Source organism: Occallatibacter riparius (genome assembly GCF_025264625.1).
Lineage (GTDB): Bacteria > Acidobacteriota > Terriglobia > Terriglobales > Acidobacteriaceae > Telmatobacter > Telmatobacter riparius.
Map to the genome: position 1 here is coordinate 4,738,574 of NZ_CP093313.1, position 18,121 is coordinate 4,756,694.

The following is an 18,121-nucleotide window of genomic DNA, read 5'->3' on the forward strand; positions in this document are numbered from 1 at the left end:
CGCAGCGGGCCCACTCACTCAACCCTGAGCGCGGCGCAGCACCACCGGAATAGTTCTCGGAATGCTCCACGACGGATCAATCGATGGGTCGGAGCCGTCGGGGGCGGGACCGATCGCCGGCGCATTCGGTGCTGGTTGCGCAGGTGTTGGCACGTCCCAGGGAATCTTCACCGATCTCTGAAGTTCAATGCGATCGCCTTTGATGGTGCCCTCGAAGGTGTTCATGCCGGATTTGAAAGCAACCTTGTTGCCGTCGACCAGACCTTCCGTTACCGGCACTGGTACATCGTCGCCGCCAAAGAACCCGCCGCTACCTTCCACCGTACCTGAGAGGCTGTCACCCTGCTGCTTGAGCGTAAAGACGGAGTCGGTCCCGAGGAACTGGGACGCGAAGTCATCGGAGCCTGAGCGCTCCGGCCGCCATAGGCCAGTGATGCCCGCGCCTTTCGGGATCTCGCGCTGCCAAACGGGTATCTGGGGCCGCAGGTCAACACGCTGCGTGGCCACGTTAACGGAACCGGAAGCCAGGCCCGGTGAAGAGGCCTCTACAGAGATGTCTCCCGGTTCTTTGCTTGCCTGCACCAGCGCCATGCAGTATCCCGAGAACGCCTTGCGCGTTGAACCTTTGTCGGGGTCCTGATCTGTAGGATCTCCGTTGCCCACGCCCAACAGCTTGCCTGCACCCGTGACGCGAAACGCAATTTCGTTCGAGGTGATGGGCACAGTGCGACCCTGCCCATCCTGAACTTCCACCGCAACCATCACCACATCTTCGCCGTCTGCGGAGACACTCTTGCGATCGCTCGTCACTACCAGCTTCGCGGCATCGCCGGTGGTTTCGCGTTTCGCGGTCATCACCTGCTTTCCGTCTTTGAAGCCGCGGGCCTCAAGGGAACCCGGCGCGTACTTTACGTTCCACGCCACGTGCGAGTCCTTCTTCACATCTTTTGCGCCCAGGCTCTTGCCGTTGTGGAAGAGCTCCACGCGATCGAGATTGGAGTAGACCCACACCGCGATCTCCTTGCCTTCATAACCAGGCCAGTTCCAGTGCGGGAACAGGTGCAGCACCGGTTTCGCGGTCCACCACGACTGATAGTAGTAGAACGAGTCCTTGGGGAAGCCGCAGGTGTCGATGATGCCGTACTGCGAGCTTATGTTGGGCCAGCCATTCGGCGAGGGCTCGCCACGATAATCGAAGCCGGTCCACACAAACCCACCGGAGAGCCAGGGGCGCGCATTGCAGAAGCTCCACCAGCCTTCCGCGGACGCTCGGCCTGACGTCGTGTAGGGATCGTAAGAACTCACGAATCCCTTCTTGGCATCCGTGATATAAATGCCGCGCGTTCCCACCGCACTTACCGTCTCCGTGCCCATCACCGGCTTTTCAGGATGCTGCTTGTGGAAAGCCTCCGCCGCTGGATCCATGTAGTTGTAGCCGGCCACGTCGCATACCGCCAGACCGCCCGCGTTGATGGCGCCCGTCGGCGCAATCGAGACGGGGCGTGTACCGTCGCAGCGCTTGGCCACTTCCTTCATGGCCGTGAGAATCAGCTCGCCGCGCGGCGTGTTGGCCTGGCCTTCTTCATTGCCCATAGACCACATGAACACGCTGGGACGGTTGCGATCGCGCCGCACCAGGTTCTCGAATTGCGCCAAGCCCTCCGGGTTCGACGACATCATGCGTGTCTCGTCGAATACCAGCATGCCCAGTTGATCGCACGCGTCCAGCAACTCAGACGTGGGCGGGTTGTGCGAAGTGCGCAGAGAATTGCAGCCCATCTCCTGCAGCTTGCGCACGCGATAGTACTGCACGGCGTCAGGCAGCGCGGCGCCAATACCCGCGTGATCCTGGTGATTGCACGTTCCCTTCAGCTTCACCGGCGTGCCATTGAGAAGAAGCCCGCGCAGCGGGTCGAAGGCCGCGGTGCGAATGCCGAAAGGAGTCTCGTATCGATCGACCGCTTCACCGTCCACCTGGATCTCTGTCACGAGTTTGTAGAGGTTGCGTTCTTCCAACGACCACAGCTTGGGACGGTCGACCTTGAACTCCTGGTGATAATCGCGGTCGCCGCCCGCGGGGATCGCAGATGCGGCAGTCACGTCTTTCGCAATGGCAGAGCCGGATGGATCGATAATGGTGGAGACTACCCGCGCCGCGCGGTCGGAAACATCGTCGTTGCACAGTTCGGTGAGGATGGACAGCTCTGCATCCGATGCCCGCACATCCGATCGCACAAACGTGCCCCACTTCTTCACGTGCACCGGATGCGTTTTGACCAGCCACACATGCCGGTAAATACCCGCGCCCTCGTAGAACCAGCCGTCGCTCTCGGTGGCGTCCACGCGGACAAGAAGAACATTGCGCTCGCCCACATGGGCGAACGTGGTCACATCGAAGCTGAAAGGGTCATAGCCGCCGCTATGGCGGCCGATGTAGAACCCGTTCAGCACCACCATTGCCTCGCGATACGCGCCGTCGAACTCGAGCGTTATCCGCTTGCCCGCATCTTCCGCCGGAAGATGGAAAACGCGCCTGTACCAGCCCACACTGGTCTCAGGGAATTTGCGACCGAGTGGATAGAAACCTTTGCTCTGCAGCTCCGGATCCTTGGTAAAGGGCAGTTCTATGGCCCAGTCGTGGGGCAGATTGACCGCATGCCAATCCGTATCGTCGAACGCAATTGCGCCAGCAGGAATGAAGTTGCCAGTCTTCTGGAAGTTGCCCGTCTCAGCCGTGCCGAATCCAAAGTCCTTAGCGGGCTCGTTGGCGTGCCCCAGATGGAACCGCCACCCGAAATCGAGCAGGAGGCGTTCGCGGCCGGCGCCCGGCGTGGGATTCGCGAGCGGCGTGGGAGTCAGAGGGCCGCTTGTCTCCTCAAATGCATGAGTGGCGGCATGAACGGGGTTCGATCCCTGGACTGCCGCAACCGCGGCTGGAGCGATCAAAGAAGATTTGAGAAGGTCGCGGCGTGAAAAGGTTTTCATTCTGCCCTCCGATAACTGCGCTCGCTGAATTCAGACCGCCCTGCTTTGGGGCGAATCCGAGAATTGGAATTGAAAGCGAGCGAAGTATACGTCAGCCCTCGAAAGCTTCGGAAGGGAATTCAGTGATCTGTTGGAAGGCGCATGTGTGCTCTGCTCACCTTTTTAACAAGCAGAGCAGGTCACGCAGGAGCAAGAATCGAATTCGGCAAAGCCGGGATTGTGCGGCGAAACAGCTAGCCCGCGCTCTTCACTCTGACCACCGTAATCTTCGAGAACCCTTCCTCGAAAACAGGCGGCTTCAGCTTTTCGGCCATCTTGCGCATCACCTCCTCGGCAACCATGCGGTCGCGCGAGCGGTTGCGCTCCAGGCAAACTTCCAGCGGCACATCGAAGAACACGGCCTGTACGTCATAGCCGAAGCTCTTCGCCATCTTGATCCACTGGCGACGCTCGTGGGCCGACAAATTCGTCGCGTCCACATAATTCCACGGCATCTTGGCGATCAGCCGCGCGCGGAGCAGGGAACGCAGCGTGGAGAAAACCAGCCCCTGATAGCGCTGCTCCTCCACGTCGTCGAAAAGGATATTGCGCAGCAGGTCGCTCGAGAGCGGCGTAACGCCCCGGCGGCGGAACCAGGTGGTCTTGCCTGATCCCGGCAGCCCGATGGTCAGCACGACATACCCCTTGGGCGCTTGCGCTTGCGGATCTGGCGGAGGCACGGACGGCATCTCCGGCTGGGTTTCTAGCTCTAGCTTGCCGGCCGCGGTGGACGGGTTGTACTCCGGCATCTGCGGACGGGGCGCCCGGGAAGCCGACGACGGTCGCTGCTCCTGGTTGCGCGAGTCGGCACGGGATTCGGAACGCCCTTCCCGGCGATCATCCGGCGAAGACCGGCGGTTTTCCTGAGGGGGCGGCGCTTGGCGCGTCATAGGAGGCTGGTCAAGATAGCTTGGCACCAGCGGCGCCGGCTGATTGGCGGGTATCTCCTGCCCGATTTTGCCCGTTGATTCAGAAAGATTGGGTGCGCGTTTCGACCGTCTTCTCATTCCGCCTTCAACCCCAAAGAGTTACCTACCGGTATAACGCACTGGGGTTAAGCGCTGCAAACTACTGACCTCATTCGACGACCGGCCTCGCCAAGGAACTGTGCATTTTGTCACATCCGGCCGTGTGCTCTCCCGTGCAAACTAGCGTTGAGCGGTTTCATTTGTGGGAACGGCGCGCGATTTAAGCCCCTCGAATTTCTGTACCCGTTGACAGGAATGGTAGGATCAAGGGTTTGGTGGAATTGCCTGCAGGGCTGTCTTATAGCCGCCGAACGCCACGTTTTCAATCCAGTTTCTAACCAGCTTCTTGAAGGAGAACTCACACATGGCAGTGAAGGTTGGCATTAACGGCTTTGGCCGGATTGGCCGCAACGTTTTGCGCGCCGCCCTTGGCAATCCCGAAATCGAATTCGTCGCGGTCAATGACCTGACCAGCCCCGCAACCCTGGCTCACCTGCTCAAGTACGACTCCATCCTCGGCAACCTGCCCAACGAGATCAGCGCGACCGAAGATTCGATCATCGTCGACGGCAAAGCCATCAAGGTATGGGCGGAGCGCGATCCCGCCAAGCTGGATTGGGCTTCGGTCGGCGCGCAGATCGTAGTCGAGTCCACCGGCCACTTTACCGACGCCACCAAGGCGAAGGCGCACCTCGGCGCAACCGTAAAGAAGGTCATCATCTCCGCTCCCGCCACCAACGAAGACATCACCCTCGTGCTCGGCGTCAACCAGGACAAGTACGACGCCTCCAAGCACAATGTCATCTCCAACGCGAGCTGCACCACCAACTGCCTCGCGCCTGTCGTCAAGGTGCTCATCAAGGAGTTCGGCATCGTCAGCGGCATCATGACGACGATCCACAGCTACACCAACGACCAGGTCATCCTCGACTTCCCGCACAAGGACCTGCGCCGCGCCCGTGCCGCTGCTATCAACATGATCCCCAGCTCCACGGGCGCCGCCAAGGCCCTCAAGCTGGTCATCCCTGAGACGGCCGGCAAGCTCGACGGCTTCGCCATCCGCGTCCCAACCCCGAACGTCTCGATCGTCGATCTCACCTTCATCAGCGAGAAGACGACCGACGCCAAGGCCGTGAACGCCGCCCTCAAGGCCACCAGCGAAGGCGATCTCAAGGGTATCCTTGGCTACGACGAGAATCTGCTGGTCAGCTCCGACTTCAAGGGCGACAAGCGCTCCTCGATCGTCGACGCGCCTCTCACCAAGGTTGTCGGCCAGAGCGTGAAGGTGCTGAGCTGGTACGACAACGAGTGGGGCTACTCCAACCGCGTCGTTGACCTGATCGGCTTCCTGAACTCCAAGGGGCTGTAAGCGCAGTTCATAGTTCGCAGTTCTTAGTTCTCGGTTTGCGGCCACTTGTCTGGCTATGAGCTGCGAACTGAGAACTGTGAACTCCTTATTTTCGACCTATTCGTATGCGAAAAAACATCAGCGGCACCTCTCCCTACGAACCAACCATCGGCTTCTCGCGCGCCGTCCGCGTGGGCAATACCGTTCACGTCTCCGGCACTGGCCCTGTGGGCGCTGACAACGAAGACGCTGCCGGCCAGACCCGCCGCATCTTCGCCATCGCCGAGAAAGCACTCGCCGAAGCCGGCGCATCGTTCAACGATGTCGTTCGCACGCGCATGTACCTCACCCACACCGAAGACTGGGAAGCCATCGGCCGCGTGCATGGCGAGTTCTTCGCTAATGCTCGTCCCGCCGCCACCATGGTCGTCGTCGCCGCGCTGCTCAATCCGGCGTGGCGCATTGAAATGGAATTCGAAGCAATCATCCCCGATTCCAACTGAATCGGCCAGCCGCCATCAACTGTGAACTGCGAACTGCTCTCAAGGAAGGCATCATGGCGAAACTCACGATCCGCGACATCGACCTGACCAATAAACGCGTTTTCATCCGCGTTGATTTCAATGTGCCGCTCACCGAAGACGGCTCGACTATCACCGACGACACGCGCATTGTGGCAACGCTGCCCACTATCGAATACGCCCTGCGCCACAAGGCAAAGGTCATCCTCGCCTCGCACCTGGGCCGTCCCAAGGGAAAGCCCAATCCGAAGTACTCGCTGCGTCCGGTGGTCGACCGCCTGCGCGAACTGCTCGACAAGCAGATCGGCGACAGCATCAATGTGGCTTTCGCGCCCGACTGTGTCGGCGAAGTGGCCGAAGAAATGGCTCGCCAGCTCGAGTCGCGCCAGGTGCTGCTGCTTGAGAACCTGCGGTACCACGCAGAAGAGGAAGCCAACGACCCTACCTTCAGCCGCAAGCTCGCCAGTCTGGCCGAGATCTACGTAAACGACGCCTTCGGCTCAGCACACCGCGCGCATGCGTCCACTGAAGGCATCACGCACTTCCTCAAGCCCTCGGTAGCCGGCCTGCTGATGGAGAAGGAAATCACCTATCTAGGTAAGGCGCTCGAAGCCCCCGAAAAGCCCTTCGTCGCCATCATCGGCGGCTCCAAGATCTCCGGCAAAATCGACGTCATCCAGAACCTGCTCGACAAGGTCGACACGCTGGTGATCGTCGGCGGCATGGCGTATACCTTCTATCGCGCGCTAGGCGTCTCCACGGCTAAGTCGCTCGTCGAAGAGGACAAGATCGAGCTCGCCAAGGAGACGCTCGCCAAGGCAAGGGCCAAGGGCGTGAACCTGATGCTTCCGCAGGACAACATCCTCGCCGACAGCTTCGCCAACGACGCCAAGACGCAGGTGTGGGATTCGAGCAAAGACTTCCCGGCTGACTGGCAGGGCCTCGACATCGGTCCCAAGTCTGTCGCGGCCATTGAAGAAGTGGTCTCCACAGCGCGCACCATCGTGTGGAACGGCCCCGCCGGCGTGTTCGAGTTCCCGACCTTCGCCAAGGGCACGAACGCCATCGCCAAAGCAGTTGCGGCCAACAAGGCGGCCACGTCCATCATTGGGGGCGGCGACAGCGTAAGCGCCATCAACCAGGCCGGCGTTGCCGACCAGATCACGCACATCTCCACCGGCGGCGGCGCCAGCCTCGAATTCCTCGAAGGCAAAAAGCTCCCCGGCGTAGAAGCACTGACCGACAAGTAGCACATGGCGGTTGGTAACTCGCCCTCAGGGGACCACCAAAAATCGAATCGCATCCGGTGAAGGTCTTGCTGGATGCGATTCGTTTTCTCAACTACTGCCCAATAGCACAGAATAGGGAACGCCACTATCCGGCTGGAGGAATGCATGGGGTATTACACGCGGGTCCTGTCCAAGCTCGATGACTATCCCTCGTTCGATGACTTGAACCAATTCATCCGCTCCGAGCACCCTTCCTGCAAACTGGTGATCGAAGAGGGAACTGAGGACGAGTGGGACTCGCTTCTGCTTTCAACCGATGACGACGTCGAAATCGCGGTGCTTGAGCGCAACCCCGTTGCAGATGGTTCGATCGGCCAGGATGAGATCGCCGACTTCATCGAGGACACACAGGACAGCAAGCCAGAGAGCGGCGTTCTATGGCTGCACGAATTTCTCGTAGAGGTGAAGACCGTCTACGCTTTCCAGCATCTTCAGGGTGCGGACTCTGTCGAAGGTTCGGCAGCCCTTCATGCTCTGCGCTCACACCTCTGGGAGCGTGGTGAATCCATCATCCAGGCTGACCAGGAAGGCTTCACCAACGAAGACGGCTACCACATCGTCTGGCAGTTCTCAGACACAGTTTCCGGTCCTTGGAACATGGCCGTCCTGCAGGATGGCACCTGGCATCATTTCAAGATGGATCTGGGCGATCCCGACCAGCGCGAAGCCTTCCTGAATGGAGAAGTCCCACCCGACGCGGCGACCGTTCAGCTCGCGCGCCCCGGCGAATAGCCGAGCCTCCGCAGTCAGCGGCTACCGCTTACACGCCGCCTTGGCCATCTTCGACCAATCCGGCACATACACCCGCATCGACTTATCGGGCTGTGCCTTGATGTTTCCCGCCACCATCTGGCACCAGTAATTGTTCAGGTAGAACTCGAACGGATCAGAGGGCGTCGAGTCGATCATCGCCAGATCCGAGTCAAACATCTGCTCGCGGCCATATTGCATGGTCCCGCCCCGCATGGCCATGTAGTTCTTCCACGGCCGCGGCTGCAGCTTTGGTGCGCCTTGCCCGAACGTGAGCACCAGGCCTTGCCCCACGATCTTCACCCCGGAAATCTTCGCCCGAATCTGCGGCGGTGGAAATGCCGATTGCGGATCAATCAGGAACGCGTCCTTGTCCACCGAGAGCCCGCGCAGCCCCTTCTGGCTGATCAGGTCATCGAGGCTCATCCCCATCGCGTCCATCAGTCCCTTCACCGGCAGATCGGCGGCCTTGACCTTCTCTACCCAAATCCGAATCCGATTGTCGTTGCTGATCCCCACCGTGGCCCTCGAGCTGAACGGAACGTGCAGCCCTTTCTTCATCGTGCCGCGGATCAGCAGCCGATCGCCCTCCGCCGCGATACGTACATCCTTGAGCTGTGCCTTGGGCGACGCGAGCAGCCACGAGTTCATCAGCGCGCTGAGTTGCGCAGTGCTCATGCGCATCTCCGCGGCATCGGTCGCCACCACAAACGACGATGCATCGTTGAAGCTCACCACCGCATGGCCTTTCGCGGGAAGGAGGCTGCCGCGCAGCCGCACAATGTTCACCGTCAGTTCCGGAGAGTAGCGAAACAGCACGTTCGCAATCTCAATCGACACGCCTCTGTCCGCATCAGCCGAAGCGGCTGGCTGTTCTGTCTCCGCGTCTTCCGGAAGAAGCAGCACAGCGCAACACAGCGCCAGGAAATACAGCACCGTCGGAACGAGGAGCAGAAAACTGCGTAGGGTGAGGAGCATGGGGAACTTTCAGGGTGGCTCGATTAACGGCCCACTCAATGGGATGCGCCGCGACGCCTTCGCGATAGGCAATCCGCCCGAACCTCCGCCTCAGAACATCGCCGCGACGCTGCTCAGTCCCGTGGTATACCGTTAGCTGAGTGAACTTGAGCGAGGTCGCCGCCCGTGAGCTACCAGTCCCACACCCCTGAATCTGTGGTGCACTTCGAGAAGATCGGCCAGATCGCCGTCACCGTCACAGATTTAGCCCGAGCCAGGGATTTCTACCTCAACACGCTTGGCATGCGGTTCCTCTTTGAGACCGGCCCGCTGGTCTTCTTCCAGTGCGGCGACATCCGCCTGATGCTCAGCAACACTGAGGCCAGCCAGTCCCGCGGCGGCACCGTCCTGTACTTCAAAGTGGAAGATATACACGTGGTTTATGAAGCGCTCAAGGCCCGTAGCGTGAACTTCGTCGACACCCCGCACCTCATCGCCAGAATGCCCGACCACGACCTATGGATGGTCTTCCTCAAAGATCCTGACGAGAACCTCATCGGCGTCATGTGCGAGATTCCCCAGCCTGACCGGCCGGAGTTCATGCCGAAGTAGTCTGCGCGGCCGCAACTTTGCGCTGCTTCTCCCGGTCCGCGCGCCACATTGAGAACTCTTCGTTTGCCGTGCGCCCGGCGCGCTGGAACTTGCGCTTGCCCCGCAGATACTCTGTGAATTCCGCATAGTCGTCGTGCGTGCCCTGGGGCATATTCTCCGGTTCCATGGCAACATGCGACGTCTTGGGGCGCTCGAACAGCCATCTGACCTCGAACGGTGCAAGTCCGGGGACCACGTACTGCAGCAGCCCAAACAGCGGCACCTTCTCTCTGCCCAGAACCATTCCGATCATCGCCCCTACAAAGCACAGGTGACCGACGATGGCCATGGGAACCGACATCGATAAGCCAATCTTCTGTACTCCTGTTACTCCCACATGCATGATCAGGTACAGCACAAACAGGTGGTACGAGACCAGCACGGGTATATAGGGTGTCGCTGCACTCGCCGGCAGATAGTTTCCGGCTAAATAGCCCACGCCGGCACAAAGGACATACACGACAAAAGGCATGAATCCACCTTCCGCTAGCCTTAAATTTCAGAACCGTTTGGCTGCTGAGATTGGGTAGCTGTATTTAGCCAACGAAATCCTCCAAACTCAATGACACAAACGGGTCAGCTAATTGCTCAGGGCCCAATTCCGGAACTATGCCGGGCGATTTGAACTTGCTTTCTCGCGAGCGGCCTCGGCAAGCGCGCGCTTCTTCCGGTAATCCTTGAGCCAGGCGGCGTATTCCTGATGGAGCGTGTAGCCGGCTTTCTGGAACTTGCGTTCGCCGCGTCTCATGCATTCCAGGAATTCGCTGTATTCGTCTTCGTTGGCTTGAGGCATCCGCGACTCTTGCACGCTTGCCGAGTGGCTGTGCAAAGTGTTGCTCTCGAACGGTTGAATCGACGCTTTCAACTCCTCTGGGGTAATCAGCGGAGAATTCGCCGTTTTAGTCCTGCGCAGATAAAGGCCTCCCCGAATCGCATTCCAGTAGTAGGGAAGCACCATAAGAATGATCACGATCCGATAAGTAAGATGCGGGTGGAGGAGGATTGCCGACACTCTCTCAAGGATGTACAGAACCAGGCCGGCGATCGCCCATGGCAGGGACAAACGATAAACGCGCCATGCCACAACCGCGAACAATGTCGCATCAATGAGACCCCATCCGTGTGCACCCAGGACTGGGGTCTGTGTGAGGATTGCTGCGACATTGATTGCGCCGGTGACCACTGCAACCAGGCTGGCAGCATAGGCCCCATTGTGCATCGCCTGGGTGGCATTTTGCGGATTCGAGATAGTCGGAAACCACTTGTCATCAAGGCCGTTCGCCATGGAGCGTTCCATTCTAAAAAGGAGATTGCACGAATGTTAGGACGTTCCAGATTGCGCTTAAATGGCGCTTTTGGGGGAGTGCTCCTCGTTTTGGCCGTCCATCACGGCTAGTAACTGACTGGTGACCGATTGCGGTCCGCGCCGCTTCAGTTGGCTGTATGCTCAAGGAATGGTCCGCTTCACAGTGCTGGCTTCCGGTTCCAAGGGCAACAGCACGGTTGTCACCGGCGGGCACACCCGCATTCTGGTCGACGCCGGCCTGAGCTGCCGCGAGCTCTTCAAGCGAATGGCCGCCGCGGGTGAAGACCCTGCCTCGCTCGACGCCATCATCGTTACCCACGAGCACCAGGACCACGTTAACGGCATCGGGGTCACTGCACGCAAACTCGGCATTCCTGTTTATTTCACTGAGGCCACGCACCGCGCCTGGATGCGCTGGCTGACCCCGCGTCGCCAGATGACCTACGCCCAGTGGCTTGAGCAGTGCCGTCAGCAGGCGGCCGCACGCCAGGCTGAAGCCGAGCCGGCAGAATGCGAATGCGACGATACGGAAGCCGAGTCGGCCGAAGCTGCCGCTTCAAAACCTGCAACGGAAGAGACGGCGAAATCCCAGCAGGAAAAACCCGACCCAACGTGGCTGCCCTCTGTGCAGTACTTCCAGGCCGGCAAGCCCTTCCGCATCGGCGACATCGCGGTGAGCCCGTTCACCATCCCCCACGATGCCACCGACCCGGTCGGATTTGTCTTTGAAGCCGAGGGCGTCCGAATGGCCTTGGCCACGGACCTCGGTTACATGCCGCCCAACGTCAAGGCGCAGCTCAAGAAGCTGGATCTGTTGATGTTGGAGTCCAACCACGATCTCGAGATGCTGCGCGACGGCCCATACCCCTGGCAGGTCAAGCAGCGCGTCCTCTCACGGGTCGGCCACCTCTCCAATGATGCCGCCGCAGAATTTCTTGAGTCTGGATACGATGGACAAGCGACTTATGTCATTCTCGGGCATCTCTCAGAGAGTAACAATCTTCCGGAGCTGGCCAGAGTGGCTGCGGAACGGGCCCTCAGTAACCATGCCAGCCTGCTTGCCAATCGGTTGGTTCTGGCGGCACAGGGCGAGCCACTTTCCTCTATCCACTTTTGAGGGAAGAAGTTACAATAGTAAGAGCACGGGCATCACTCTGTACTTTCAGGGGATTGGCGCAGGGCGTCAAGGCCGCAGAGCTTGACGCATACCCTTTGCGAGGCGACTCAACCTTTTGTGTAGGCATCGTAAGCGGGGACAGCCTGGCAGCAAAACCGCGCGTTTGTTTCGCGCTGGGAAAGCGGACTTTCTTCATAGGTGAGTGATTATGGGAAGAACCCGGTGCAATGATCACGTCGTTGGCGCAATTCTCGCCAGCTGGCGCTACGACATCTCAGGGATCTCGCCCGAGATGCGCAAAGACTATGAGCTGCACTTTGCAGGTTGCGCGCACTGCCGCGCGCGGCTGCAATTCCACCGCAGCCTCGACGTCACTCTTGCAGTGCTCACTTCGCTGGCCGTGTTCTTCTTCCTCTTCGCGCTGGCGGTTCTCAAGCACATCAAGCCCCTGGAACACGTCGCTTTCAACGTCTTCGGACTCGACATCGAGGACACCTACCGCATGCTGTTCTCGGCAGGAATTGCGGGTCTGATCTTCAGCATTGTAGCGTTCGCCCTGGTGCTGATGGCGACTCCCGCGCCCACTTACCTGGGCGGAATCGCCGCCGAGCGCGCCAAGGTCATCGAAGAGCGCCTGCCCGCCGCAATCCGTTCGTTGCGTTCCCGCTGACCCATTCTCGACTCCCACAAAGCCGGCTGCTCGTTCAGCCGGCTTTTGTGTTTCTGCCGCAGGAGGGAACCGTCGTCTAGCGCCGTGCGTAAGGCACTTCTATGAACAGGGGAGTATCGCTGGCTCTTTCTGCCGCCTGCGCTCTTGCATCCGTGTCGGCTCTGTGCGCGCAGCCGCGGCCTACCTCGTCCACAGTGAGTGCCGCGGATATCATGGCTCGCGTCGCGGCCAACCAGGACCGCGCCGAGGCCGAACGCGCCCACTATGTCTACGTGCAGCACTCCACCATGTCCTCGCGCAAAGGCAAGACAATCCAATGTGAAGAAATCACCGACTACCGCATCACGCCTTCTGACAATGGCGTGCACGACGAACTCGTCAAACTCGACGGCCGCCTGCGCGTGAACGGCAACTACGTCACCTACCACACCCTCGCCCCTGACAGCGATAGCTCGAAGGTCGAGAACGAGAAGGACTCCGTATCTGTAACCATCGGCGGCGACAGCGCTGATCGCGACATGGTCGAGCACATGCGCGCCAACCTCATGCACGACAAGTCAAAGGACGGCCTGAATACCAAGCTCTTCCCCTTGACCTCGAAGGAGCAGGCCGATTACGCCTTCCAACTGACTGGACAGGAACGCATGAACGGCCGCGACGTCTACCACATCACATTTCGCCCCAAGGATAAGGACGACTTTGGATGGAAAGGTGAGGCGTACGTCGATACTGAGGCATTTGAGCCGGTAATGGTGACCACTGGCATGGCGCGTAAGATTCCCTTTGCCGTGCGCACATTCCTTGGAACCAACCTACCCGGCCTGGGATTCACCGTGATTTACGCGCCTCAACCCGATGGCGTCTGGTTCCCGGCATCGTTCTCTACGGAGTTCAAGATCCACGTGCTCTACTTCTTCCGCCGCGATATCTTGATGAACGCGCAGAACCGCGAATTTGAGAAGACCCATTCAACCTCGCGCATGCTCGACGATGTCACGCCCGTTGACCCCGCCAAGCCGTAGCGGTTGCCAATCCAACTCGCTCTCTTATCTCAGGGCACCTCCTGCGGCAAACTCTATGACGGCAAGAACGCCAGCACTCTTGGTCCATGACGGTTGCGAAGTGCCAAAATGGGAGTTTAGGTTCGGCGCGCTCCATGCCCTCACGTTTCTGGTAGACACATTTTCGAAGCCGTGGCTAGTATCCAGGCACTAATACCGTGCGGGGAGCCTCCCGCTTTCCCGCGCAGTGCTATTTGCATGCGTGGAAAATATTCCCCGTACTCCGACCCATGGCGTTTGGAGTCCGGCACCGCCCCAATGAACTACCGGAATTATCTCCAGGGGAAATGAGTCTCGATAGGACTTGCGTCTATCCCATCAGGATCAGAAGCTGATTATCATCATGCGCAATAAGCGGCAGTGCGCCTTTTGCGCTTTGCGCGGAGTTTTTTCCCGCATCTAATTCGCTCAGACAGTTTTGCGCGTAAAACAGCGCACTCAGACGATCACGGTTGATTGGTGGGCTCCCGGGCTCTGCAAGTCATTTCCCAGGAGGTCAACCCGATGCGCACCAGTGGGCGCTCAATCCTTTTCGCAATGTTTTTCGCGTTCCGCTTACTCGCTCCATCTGCTCTGGACGCGCAGGACGACACCAACAAGGAATCTTGCCGATGGAGGATTCACGAACCAACGATCTCCATCTGCGTGCAGCTTGCAGATCGTTTTCGGGACGAAACGGAACAGCAACATCGCGCCATCATCTCTGATCTGATGTTGCGGATCGATGATTTAAAGAAGCTCGCATTGATCTCAGACGATTTGCGCTGGCTCGTTGAGGAGGGCCACAATGCCAACAACGCTGCCGAACAGGATAGGCGCCTCCAGATAATCGGAAAGACATCCTGGAACCTGTGCCGCAATCGCAACGCGCGTTCCGCCTGTCGAGCGGCGTTCCGCCTCGACAAGGGGAGCGGCGCAAACGACCTGGGGGCGGACGTGGTGCTTCGGACGATGCAGGCGGACGTGTCCTTCTGCATGGGCCTGCTCAAAGGCTCAGGCGTAGCCGACGTCCACTACTCGGAGCGTCTTCAGAAAATTGCGGCCGGCGCTGTTCGTCTGTCCGCTCTGTTCAAGCCAATGTAACTCGGGTCGACGTGCCGCATAAAACGGCGAAGCCGCAATGGCTTCGCCGTTTTTGTTCTGGGGCAGGGAACTAGTTCTTTACCGGCACGCGCAGATCGCCGCCGGTCATCTCCTTCGGCAATCCAAGCTTCAGCAGGTTCAGCAGCGTCGGGCTGATATCCCGCAGCGATCCATCCGTGCGCAGGCGATAGTTGTTCGCCTCCTCGCTGATATAGATCATGGGCACCGGATTCGTCGTATGCGCGGTGTGCGGGCCGCCCGTAACCGGATCCACCATCAATTCAGCATTGCCGTGGTCAGCGGTGATGAGCCAGCTTCCATTGCGCTCCTTCACAGCCTTGTAGATGCGCGCCAGCTGCGCGTCCACCGCTTCAATCGCCTTGATGGTCGGCTCCAGCTTGCCAGAGTGACCCACCATGTCGGCGTTGGCAAAGTTCACAACAATCAGGTCGAACGCTGTATCGTTCACGGCCTTCACCACCGTATCGCCGATCGCCTCTGCTTTCATCTCCGGCGCCAGATCATAGGTCGCCACCTTCAGCGAGGGAACAAGCTGCCGATCCTCGCCCGGGAACGGAACTTCAATGCCGCCGTTGAAGAAGTAGGTCACGTGCGCAAACTTCTCCGTCTCCGCAACGCGCAGGTTGCGCAGTTGGTGCGCTGACAGGATGTTCGCCAGAATGTTGTCCATCGACTCCGGCAGAATCACCAGCGACAGCTCATAGAGCTTGTCATACTGCGTCATGCAAACGTAGTGCAGGCCCTTGGGAATCTCGCTGCGCGGGATGATCTCGTCCAGCGCTTCCCATGCGTCCAGATCGCGCCCACCGTTCTTGTTCAATCCGCTCTCGCGCGCCAGCACGCGTGTAATCTGCCGCGCACGGTCGGCCCGGAAGTTGAAATTGATGCACACGTCCTCATCCCGGATCTGCGCGACAGGCTTGCCGGCGTGGTCGGTGACCACAAACGGAATCAGAAACTCATCTGTGACGCCGTTGTTGTAGCTCTCCTTGATGCGCGCCACGGGTTCGGCATACGCGCCGCCCTCGGCCTTGCCATTCACCATCGCGTCAAAAGCCTTGCGCTCACGCTCCCATCGCTTGTCGCGGTCCATAGCGTAGTAGCGGCCGCTCACTGACGCGATCTTGCCCACACCGTATTCGCGCATCTTCTGCTCGAGCTTTGCCACGTATTCCGCGCCCGAAGTGGGCAGCGTGTCGCGCCCATCCATGAAGGCATGCACAAACACGCGTTCCAGCTTGTACTCGCGCGCAATCCGCAGCAGCGCATACAGGTGCTCCTGGTGCGAGTGCACGCCGCCGTCCGACAGCAATCCAAACAGATGCAGCTGCCGTCCGCCTTCGCGGGCGCGCTGCATGGCGTTCACGATCGCAGGATTCTTTTGGAGTTCACCCGTGCGGATAGCCTCGTCGATGCGCGTGATATCCATCTGCACAATGCGGCCCGCGCCGATGTTCAGGTGACCCACTTCGCTGTTGCCCATCTGCCCGTCCGGCAGACCCACAAAATGTTCAGACGCCCGGATCAGTGTGTTGGGAAACTCACGCAGAAGCTTGTCATAAGCAGGCTTGCGAGCCAGCGCAATAGCGTTGTTGGTGGTTTCAGCGCGATAACCCCATCCGTCAAGGATGGTCAAGACTAGAGGACGTTTCGACACGCAAAGAACCTCGATTCCGAGAGAAGATTGGCACTTTCAGAATAAATGCTGAACCTATTCAGCGGGTGTGAGTTGCAGCACAACCATGAATCGCTTTAGCGGGCACCGCAAGCGTTCCCTCCCGTGACCGCCTCATGCTCACGCGGGAATGTGCCAGCGGGAGAAACTCGAGATGCGAGCAGCAATCGTGCGGATCGGTGTCGGAGCGACCTTATTACCGACCGATATTGGTAGGAACACATACATCGGCTTCTGTCCATGCACAAACAATGAGCGCGAGCATACCCTCCTACTACGGAAGGGTGGCTGCCGGTGACAGCAGCTCGCTTTGGTTCGAGGACACCAAAGGCACTCTTCGGCAGGTCGCCATCCCTGCAGGCAATACCGTATTTACGATCAGTCGCCAGAAATAAGTCACTTGGAGGCAGCCGGTGCGTGGCTGGCCGCATGCTTCCGCTTCACTCCGGCAGCATGCTGCTTGCTACCATGATGTGCGGTGCGCACCATGTGCGCCCCTGCAGGCCTCTGCTCAATCTCTTCCTGCAACGGCGGCAAACCTGCCAGCGCCAGCAGCGCATTGTTCGCGCCTTTGAACAAATTGAAGCCGCGCGTTCCGGCTCCCGGCAGCCCATCCGTTGAGGCAAGAAACAAAGCCGTATGGCTTGCCGGATGAATTGCGATATACGTCAGAAATCCTGCTCCGCCTCCGGTCTTCTCAATAATGTGGAATGGATCGTCGTTCCCGCCCAGGTGCATCCATGCCAGCCCAATTCCTGTCGGCGCGCCCGCATGATCCAGGCCGCTCACCCGCACCAGCTTGGACGCCAGCAGATAGATCCCATGCGCATCATCCGCTTGCGCCGGAGCACCCGCTCCCCCGGCGCCCAGCAGATACTTGAGCCACCTCGCCATATCGTTAGGCGTGGAGTAGAGCCCGCTGCTCCCCATGGTGTTCTCGGTGCTGGTGCAGGGGCCCTGATCGTTGGCGCCCAGCAGCAAGTGGGCACACTGGGTCGCGTCTGGAAACAACGTGGTCTGCTCCATGTTCAGCGGCGTCAGTGTGCGCGATGCCAGTAGCGCGGCATACGGATGGTGCGCTGCATCGGCCAGCGCATCGGCCAGCAGGTCATATCCCGTATTCGAATAGAGCGCCACCGTCCCCGGCGTAGAAAGCAGCCGCTGCTTGCTTAGCCATTCCCATCGCGTGGCATAGCTCGGATACGTAAAATGCGGCGTGCCATGCGGCGCAGTTCCAATCTCACGCGTCAGTCCCGCCGTATGCATCGCCAGTTCCTGCAGCGTGATCGGCTTTTCGCGCTCCGGCACCACCGCATCGCGCGGAGCAAAACGCTGTAGATGATCATCCAGACGCACCGTATGATCCGCCGCCAGCTTCGCAAGCAGATCCGCGGTGAACGTCTTGGTCAGCGAGCAAAGCCGCACCACCGAGTCGCTCTGCGGAACCAGGTGCGATCCTACCGCGGTCTCACCATAACCGTGAAAGTACACCTCGTCTCCGCGCACCACCACCAGCACAAGTCCCGTCGAACCCGTATTCCTATAGAGGTGATCGCCCAGCGCTTGGGCTTCTTTCAAGTCGTGGAGCGAAATAGCCGGTGCTGCCCGCTGCGCATAAATAGGCAGGATTCCGAACATCAGCAACAGGGCCATCAATGCGCGCATGCATGTCCAGTGTAG

The 18,121-nt window shown here is 59.5% G+C and carries 16 protein-coding genes; 9 read left to right on the forward strand and 7 right to left on the reverse strand.

Annotated features, from left to right (window positions below):
• Positions 1–18: 18 nt before the first annotated feature.
• Both galA and MOP44_RS19240 read right to left on the reverse strand, forming a co-directional pair.
• Positions 19–2,985, reverse strand: coding sequence for a beta-galactosidase GalA (gene galA, locus MOP44_RS19235; RefSeq protein WP_260791871.1), 2,967 nt, complete (start codon positions 2,983–2,985; stop codon positions 19–21).
• 233 nt (positions 2,986–3,218) lie between these two features.
• Positions 3,219–4,031 carry an ATP-binding protein gene (locus MOP44_RS19240; protein WP_260791872.1) on the reverse strand — a complete coding sequence of 271 codons (813 nt, stop codon included), beginning with the start codon at positions 4,029–4,031 and terminating at the stop codon, positions 3,219–3,221.
• 325 nt (positions 4,032–4,356) lie between these two features.
• Between MOP44_RS19240 and gap the strand changes: the two genes are divergently transcribed.
• The 4 genes from gap (at position 4,357) to MOP44_RS19260 (ending at position 7,882) form a co-directional block, all read left to right on the forward strand.
• The gene (gap, locus tag MOP44_RS19245; protein WP_260791873.1) at positions 4,357–5,361 is read left to right on the forward strand and encodes a type I glyceraldehyde-3-phosphate dehydrogenase; all 1,005 of its coding nucleotides are present in this window, start codon (positions 4,357–4,359) and stop codon (positions 5,359–5,361) included.
• A 104-nt stretch (positions 5,362–5,465) separates the two neighbouring features.
• Positions 5,466–5,843 (forward strand): RidA family protein, encoded by a 378-nt coding sequence (locus MOP44_RS19250; RefSeq protein WP_260791874.1) that lies wholly within the window; start codon positions 5,466–5,468, stop codon positions 5,841–5,843.
• Between the two features lie 53 nt (positions 5,844–5,896).
• Complete coding sequence (locus MOP44_RS19255) at positions 5,897–7,111, forward strand: phosphoglycerate kinase (RefSeq protein WP_260791875.1); 1,215 nt, start codon at positions 5,897–5,899, stop codon at positions 7,109–7,111.
• A gap of 144 nt (positions 7,112–7,255) precedes the next feature.
• Entirely contained in the window at positions 7,256–7,882 is a 627-nt protein-coding gene (locus MOP44_RS19260; protein WP_260791876.1) for a hypothetical protein, read from the forward strand.
• 21 nt (positions 7,883–7,903) lie between these two features.
• Here the strand turns inward: MOP44_RS19260 and MOP44_RS19265 are convergent, their stop codons facing one another.
• Entirely contained in the window at positions 7,904–8,878 is a 975-nt protein-coding gene (locus tag MOP44_RS19265) for a hypothetical protein (protein WP_260791877.1), read from the reverse strand.
• Between the two features lie 165 nt (positions 8,879–9,043).
• Between MOP44_RS19265 and MOP44_RS19270 the strand changes: the two genes are divergently transcribed.
• Positions 9,044–9,469, forward strand: coding sequence for a VOC family protein (locus MOP44_RS19270; RefSeq protein WP_260791878.1), 426 nt, complete (start codon positions 9,044–9,046; stop codon positions 9,467–9,469).
• Here the strand turns inward: MOP44_RS19270 and MOP44_RS19275 are convergent.
• Positions 9,456–9,980: a hypothetical protein gene (locus MOP44_RS19275; protein ID WP_260791879.1), complete on the reverse strand. Its 525-nt coding sequence runs from the start codon at positions 9,978–9,980 to the stop codon at positions 9,456–9,458. The genes MOP44_RS19270 and MOP44_RS19275 overlap by 14 nt on opposite strands.
• Positions 9,981–10,115: 135 nt before the next feature.
• Entirely contained in the window at positions 10,116–10,793 is a 678-nt protein-coding gene (locus MOP44_RS19280) for a hypothetical protein (RefSeq protein WP_260791880.1), read from the reverse strand.
• 169 nt (positions 10,794–10,962) lie between these two features.
• Here MOP44_RS19280 and MOP44_RS19285 point away from each other — a divergent pair, with 169 nt between their 5' ends.
• From MOP44_RS19285 to MOP44_RS19300, 4 genes are all read left to right on the forward strand, one after another.
• Positions 10,963–11,931 (forward strand): MBL fold metallo-hydrolase, encoded by a 969-nt coding sequence (locus tag MOP44_RS19285; RefSeq protein ID WP_260791881.1) that lies wholly within the window; start codon positions 10,963–10,965, stop codon positions 11,929–11,931.
• 208 nt (positions 11,932–12,139) lie between these two features.
• Complete coding sequence (locus tag MOP44_RS19290; RefSeq protein ID WP_260791882.1) at positions 12,140–12,601, forward strand: hypothetical protein; 462 nt, start codon at positions 12,140–12,142, stop codon at positions 12,599–12,601.
• 212 nt (positions 12,602–12,813) lie between these two features.
• Positions 12,814–13,623 carry a LolA-like protein gene (locus MOP44_RS19295; RefSeq protein ID WP_260791883.1) on the forward strand — a complete coding sequence of 270 codons (810 nt, stop codon included), beginning with the start codon at positions 12,814–12,816 and terminating at the stop codon, positions 13,621–13,623.
• A gap of 576 nt (positions 13,624–14,199) precedes the next feature.
• Positions 14,200–14,745, forward strand: coding sequence for a hypothetical protein (locus MOP44_RS19300; RefSeq protein ID WP_260791884.1), 546 nt, complete (start codon positions 14,200–14,202; stop codon positions 14,743–14,745).
• A gap of 70 nt (positions 14,746–14,815) precedes the next feature.
• On the opposite strand, the gene gpmI is transcribed toward MOP44_RS19300, so the two are convergent.
• Both gpmI and ampH read right to left on the reverse strand, forming a co-directional pair.
• Positions 14,816–16,423 (reverse strand): 2,3-bisphosphoglycerate-independent phosphoglycerate mutase, encoded by a 1,608-nt coding sequence (gene gpmI / locus MOP44_RS19305; RefSeq protein WP_260791885.1) that lies wholly within the window; start codon positions 16,421–16,423, stop codon positions 14,816–14,818.
• A 414-nt stretch (positions 16,424–16,837) separates the two neighbouring features.
• On the reverse strand, positions 16,838–18,106 hold the full coding sequence (gene ampH / locus MOP44_RS19310; RefSeq protein WP_260791886.1) for a D-alanyl-D-alanine-carboxypeptidase/endopeptidase AmpH: 1,269 nt from the start codon (positions 18,104–18,106) through the stop codon (positions 16,838–16,840).
• Positions 18,107–18,121: the final 15 nt, after the last annotated feature.